This is a genomic window from Mesorhizobium sp. M1A.F.Ca.IN.020.06.1.1, from assembly GCF_004023265.1.
Lineage (GTDB): Bacteria > Pseudomonadota > Alphaproteobacteria > Rhizobiales > Rhizobiaceae > Mesorhizobium.
The window spans coordinates 1-5,789 of record NZ_RZSR01000320.1; the positions used below are offsets into that span (position 1 = coordinate 1).

The following is a 5,789-nucleotide window of genomic DNA, read 5'->3' on the forward strand; positions in this document are numbered from 1 at the left end:
TTCATGAAGTGCTCGACCAGCCATACAGACTCGGCGCCGGCGACCGGATCCGCGTCACGGTGTTCGAGCAGGACGGGCTGACCAACACCTACAGCGTCGACCAATCCGGCTACATCTCCTTCCCGCTCGTCGGCGCCGTGCCGGCGCGCGGCCACACCGCCCAGCAGCTCGAAAAGGAAATCGCCGATAAATTGCGCCAGGGATATCTGCGCGATCCCGACGTCTCGGTCGAGATCGACCGCTACCGGCCGATCTTCGTCATGGGCGAAGTCGGCGCCGCAGGGCAATATTCCTATGTGCCGGGATTGACGGTGCAGAAGGCGATCGCGATCGCCGGCGGCTTCACACCGCGCGCCAACCAGGAAAGCGTCGACATCACCCGCGACATCAACGGCAAGGTGATGACCGGCAGGGTGCAGACATCCGATCCGCTCCTGCCCGGCGACACCGTCTACGTCCGCGAACGCCTGTTCTGAAAATCAACGTGGCGGCTCACCTTCGGATCGTCCACTGCTTCCGCTCACCCGTCGGGGGAATCTTCCGGCATGTGCGCGACCTGACCGAGGCGCAGGTCGCCGCCGGCCATTCCGTGGGTATCGTCTGCGATTCGACCACGGGCGGCGACTATGAGGAGCGGCTGTTCGGAGCGATGAAGGAGCGCCTGGCGCTCGGCATCCATCGCACGCCCATGCAGCGCCATATCGGACCGGGCGACATCGCCGCGGCCTGGCGCACCTATCAAATCATCAAGGAATTGCGGCCGGACGTGCTGCACGGGCATGGCGCCAAGGGTGGCGCCTATGCCCGTCTGTTCGGCTCACTGTTGCGGGTTTCAAGGTCTCGCGTGGCCCGCCTTTATTCGCCGCATGGCGGCTCGCTGCACTATGACGAAACGACGGCGACCGGCAAGCTGTTCTTCGCGCTGGAGCGTTTCATGGCCCGCTTCAGCGACTGCCTTCTGTTCGTTTCCGACTACGAGCGGACAACTTATCGACGGAAGGTCGGCGAGCCGCCCATCCCCAACAGGCTGGTCTATAACGGCCTGCGGGCCGTCGAGTTCGAACCGGTGGCGCCGGCGGCTGATGCGGCCGATCTCATATACATCGGCATGATGCGCGATCTCAAAGGCCCGGACATCTTTATCGATGCGCTGGCGCGCGCCGGCAGGGAGCTCGGACGCCGGCTAAGCGCGGTGATGGTCGGTGCCGGCGACGACCTGCCACGCTACCACGCTCAGGTGGAGCGACTCGGACTGAAGGGCCACGTCCGCTTCCTGCCGCCGATGCCGGCCAGAGAAGCCTTCGCCCTGGCCGAGCTGATCGTCGTCCCGTCCCGCGCGGAAGCAATGCCCTATATCGTGCTCGAGGCCCTGGCAGCCGGCATGCCGATGATTGCCACCGCCGTGGGCGGCATTCCCGAGATCTTCGGCGAAGACTCCCCTGCCCTGATCCGACCCGATGCCCGCCAACTTGCCGACAGGCTCAGAACGGCTCTCGACGATCGCGGCGCCTACCGCAAGCTGATGCCGCAAAACCCCGAGTTGAAGGCGCGATTCGGGGCCGACGTGATGGCGGCCGAGATCGAGAAGGCTTACTTCGCGGCGCTAAAGCTTTAGAATTTACTAATCTGCAATAGGCGTGAAAAAACCGCCAGTCGTCGCAAGCAACAATACGCATTCAAAGCCACCTGTTGTTTCAAGGCTTTCTTAGCTCTCTTTTGCTATTCACTCGCGCGAAGCTCGCGGACAATCCCCATGAACGAGATCGACCCCGCGCACCGCTTTTCGATGGAGGCGGTGCGCAAATTCGACGGCCCGGCCGAAGCTCAAGTGCCCGGCATCAATGACGTGGCGCGACAGGTCGCCTCGCAGTACCGGCGCGATACGATGTCGCCGATCATGGTCAGCGGCGTGCTGCGCATGGTCGAATTCGCCGTGCTCTTCCTGTCAGGCATGTGCCTCTATTTCTACTATGTCGGGTTCTTCAACTATCTCGCCTGGCAATATCCGCTGACGATCGCGGCAGCTTCGTTCCTGGCGGTGGTGCTGCTTGACGTCAGCGACAGCTACCAGATCGCGGCGCTGATGCGCCCCCTCGCCAATTTCGGCCGCGTGCTCCTCGTCTGGGCTGGCACCTTCGCGCTGATGGCTCTCACGGCCTTCGCCATGAAGGCTTCGGAGGACTATTCGCGTCTTCTGTTCGGCAGCTGGTTCGTGGTCGGCTTCTTGCTGATCTTCGGGCTCAGACTGGTGATGTCCAGGCTGATCAGGCGCTGGGCGCGCGACGGGCGCATGGAGCGCCGCGCGCTCATTGTCGGCGGCGGCAAGTCGGCCGAAATGCTGATCCGCTCGGTCGAGAAGCAGCCGTACAACGACATTCGCATCTGCGGCATCTTCGACGACCGCGGCGACAAGCGTTCGCCGCCGATCGTCGCCGGCTATCCGAAGCTCGGCACCATTTCCGAGCTAATCGAGTTTGCCCGCATCGCCCGCATCGACATGCTGATCGTGTCGCTGCCGCTGACGGCGGAATCGCGCGTGCTGCAGCTTTTGAAGAAGCTCTGGGTTCTGCCGGTCGACATCCGGCTCTCGGCGCATTCAAATGCGCTGCAGTTCCGCCCGCGCGCCTATTCCTACATCGGCTCCGTGCCGATGCTCGACATCTTCGACAAGCCGATCAACGACTGGGACTCGGTCGCCAAGCGTAGCTTCGACATCATCTTCTCGCTTGTCGGCATCATCGTCTTCTCGCCAGTGATGCTCGCCACCGCGATCGCCATCAAGCTCGACAGCAAGGGGCCGGTGCTGTTCAAGCAGAAGCGCCACGGCTTCAACAACGAGGTCATCGAGGTCTACAAGTTCCGGTCGATGTATACCGACAGGTCCGACCCGACCGCCAAGCAGACGGTGACCAAGAACGACCCGCGCGTCACCCGCGTCGGCCGCTTCATCCGCAAGACCTCGATCGACGAGCTGCCGCAGTTCTTCAACTCGCTGTTCGGCTCGCTGTCGCTGGTCGGGCCGCGCCCGCATGCGATCGCCGCCCAATCGCACAACCTGCTCTACAACGAGGTGGTCGACGGCTATTTCGCCCGCCACAAGGTCAAGCCCGGCGTCACCGGATGGGCGCAGATCAACGGCTGGCGCGGCGAGATGGACACCAATGAAAAGATCCGCATGCGCACCGAATACGATCTCTACTACATCGAGAACTGGTCGATGCTGTTCGACCTGCGCATCCTGTTCCTGACGCCGGTCCGCCTGCTCAACACGGAAAACGCCTATTGAGCGCGCTCGCGCATCAGTTGCCGGCGGTCGCGGTCAACCAGTTGCCGCCGCAGGCGGTCAACCAGTTGCCGCCGCAGGCGGTCAACGCAAAGCTGATCGCGCTGATCTCGTCGGCCGCTATCGTCGTCGGCATCCTGCTTTCCGGCTTCGTCATCAGCGAGCCGGCACCCTACGAGCTCTACATGGCCGGGCTGATCGCCGTCTGGGCGCTGTTCGGCCTCAAAATATCGCGAGCGATATTGCCGCTGCTGGTGCTGTTGGTGGCGATGAACATCGGCGGCATGATCGCGATGACGCAGATGGCGGACCTCGCCAACACGCCGCTCTATCTGGCGGTCTCGCTGTTTCTCGCCTTCAGCGCGGTCTTCTTCGCCTCGGTGACATCGGTCCAGCCTGACCTCTACCGGCTGATCTTCATCGCCTATGTGGTCTCGGCTGTGGCGACCTCGCTGCTGGGAATAGCCGGCTACTTCCATGCCTTTCCGGGCGCGGAGATGTTCACAAAATACGACCGCGCCGCCGGCGCCTTTCAGGACCCGAACGTGTTCGGTCCGTTCCTGGTGCTGCCCGGCACCTACCTGCTTTATCTGCTCTTGACCGGCCCTGTATCGCGCATGCCGCTTCTGGCGGTGCCGCTATTGATCATCACCGCCGGCATCTTCTTCTCCTTCTCGCGCGGCGCCTGGGGCATGTTCGCGGTTTCGGCGGTGCTGCTCACCGCTTGCCTCTTCCTGCAGAGCGCCAGCGGCATGTTCCGCCTGCGGGTCGTGGTGATGACGATCGCCGCGCTCGCGCTGCTGATCATCGCCATCCTCGTCATCCTGCAGCTGCCCGGCGTGTCGGACATGTTCACCCAGCGCGCGCATCTCGAGCAAAGCTACGATACCGCGCGCCTCGGCCGCTTCGCACGCTATACGATCGGCTTCCAGCTGGCACTGGAACACCCGTTCGGCATCGGCCCGCTGGTCTTCGGCACGATCTACGGCGAGGACACGCACGACATCTGGCTGAAGGCGCTGATGGACTATGGCTGGCTGGGCTTCGTCTCGTTCCTGACCCTAACCCTGTGGACGATCTGCGCCGGGTTCCGCATCCTCCTGCGCGCTCGTCCCTGGCAGCCCTATCTGCTTTGCGCCTATGTCGCCTATCTCGGCAATATCGGGCTCGGCACCTTCATCGACATCGACCACTGGCGCCATCTCTATCTGCTGCTCGGGCTGATCTGGGGCGCGATCGCGCTGGAATACCGGCACCAGAAGGAATCGCGGTTGGCGCGCGCCCTCCCTGCTGCGGCACTGTCATCGGCGAATTAGCCGCCGAATTCGGTTGACCCGCACGGGGTTATCACGATACATCGCCACCCGGTCCGGAGTGTAGCGCAGCCCGGTAGCGCACTTGACTGGGGGAAGAATGCTCTCAGCCGGCTTTCCCCAAGTCTTTCAATCCCTTGATATCTGCAGCTGATGCTTCCGTGGGAGTTTCCGTGGGACTCGCCGCTTCCAGCGCGTCGAGCACATCCTCGACCATGGCGTGGGCATATTTCGTCGTCGTTTTGACGTCCTCATGGCCGAGGAGTTGCTGCACGACTTTCAGGTTGCTCTTGCGCAGCACCCGCGTCGCTGCGGTGTGCCTGGTGTCGTGGAAGCGAAAGTTCTTCACGCCGGACTTAGGAACGGCACGACGCATGGCGATCTTCAAGCCGGCCTCGGTGAGCGGATAACGGTTCCCTTTGATCAAGCTCCGGTTACCGAGCTTGACCGTTCGGGCGGCAACATAGGTGAAGACCTTCTCGGCGTGGAAATTCTGCTGCGCCCAGAGGATCTCGAAGGTGCGCTTCGTCATCGGGATCACGCGGGCCTTGTTGCCCTTCCCGATGACGGTGAAGCGGCGCCCGAAGAAGTCGACCCGCGACCATTCCAGACCCAGGATCTCCATCCGCCGGCAACCGTTGAGGAAGGCGAACTCGACGGCGACATCGTAACCGCGGGCGAGTTCCGCCATGATCGCGGCTTCCTCGCCGGCGCTAGCCTCTCGCACCCTCTCCTTCGGCTCATCCAGCAGATGCTTCGACCAGTCGACCTTTGCCGTCTTGGCGCCCCATAGCGAACTGGCGCGAAGCAGGATCTCTCGGAGCGGCTGCGTCACCGTACGGTTCACGGTGGCGTTGCTGACGCGCCGTCTCACCTCCGGCGTCTTGTATTTGCGGCCAGGGAGGCGTTGCGACGGCACACTTTCCCCTCGCCGCTTCGCCACCATCGCGGTGACCTTCTCGTCGTCGATGCTCTGCAGCGGGAAATCCTGGCCGAAATGGGAGACCAGCCAGCCCATCGACCACTCGGTGTTCTCCCAGTTCGCGTGGTGCTGGCCGACCTCTTCCCAATAACGGCTCGTCGCGATGCTGACCGTCATGTTGGGGTCGGAGAACGCTTTCTCGACCTCGATCGTCGCCTTGGCCTCGGCGCGTTTGGCCTTTTCTACTTGTTCCGCTTCTCGCTTTTTCTTG

At 62.9% G+C, this 5,789-nt stretch carries 5 protein-coding genes; 4 read left to right on the forward strand and 1 reads right to left on the reverse strand.

Going from position 1 to position 5,789, the window contains the following annotated elements; genetic code table 11:
* The 4 genes from EOA60_RS15770 to EOA60_RS15785 form a co-directional block, all read left to right on the forward strand.
* A partial coding sequence (locus EOA60_RS15770; RefSeq protein WP_164899334.1) for a polysaccharide biosynthesis/export family protein occupies window positions 1-476 on the forward strand: 476 nt, incomplete at its 5' end.
* Window positions 477-484: 8 nt separating this feature from the next.
* A complete protein-coding gene (locus tag EOA60_RS15775; RefSeq protein WP_095824732.1) occupies window positions 485-1,615 on the forward strand; it encodes a glycosyltransferase family 4 protein in 1,131 nt (376 codons plus the stop codon).
* 138 nt (window positions 1,616-1,753) lie between these two features.
* Entirely contained in the window at window positions 1,754-3,286 is a 1,533-nt protein-coding gene (locus EOA60_RS15780) for an undecaprenyl-phosphate glucose phosphotransferase (RefSeq protein ID WP_095824733.1), read from the forward strand.
* Between the two features lie 65 nt (window positions 3,287-3,351).
* Window positions 3,352-4,599: an O-antigen ligase family protein gene (locus EOA60_RS15785; RefSeq protein WP_095824858.1), complete on the forward strand. Its 1,248-nt coding sequence runs from the start codon at window positions 3,352-3,354 to the stop codon at window positions 4,597-4,599.
* A 103-nt stretch (window positions 4,600-4,702) separates the two neighbouring features.
* On the opposite strand, the gene EOA60_RS15790 is transcribed toward EOA60_RS15785, so the two are convergent.
* Window positions 4,703-5,789: site-specific integrase (locus EOA60_RS15790; protein ID WP_164899335.1), on the reverse strand; the 1,087-nt coding region annotated here is incomplete at its 5' end.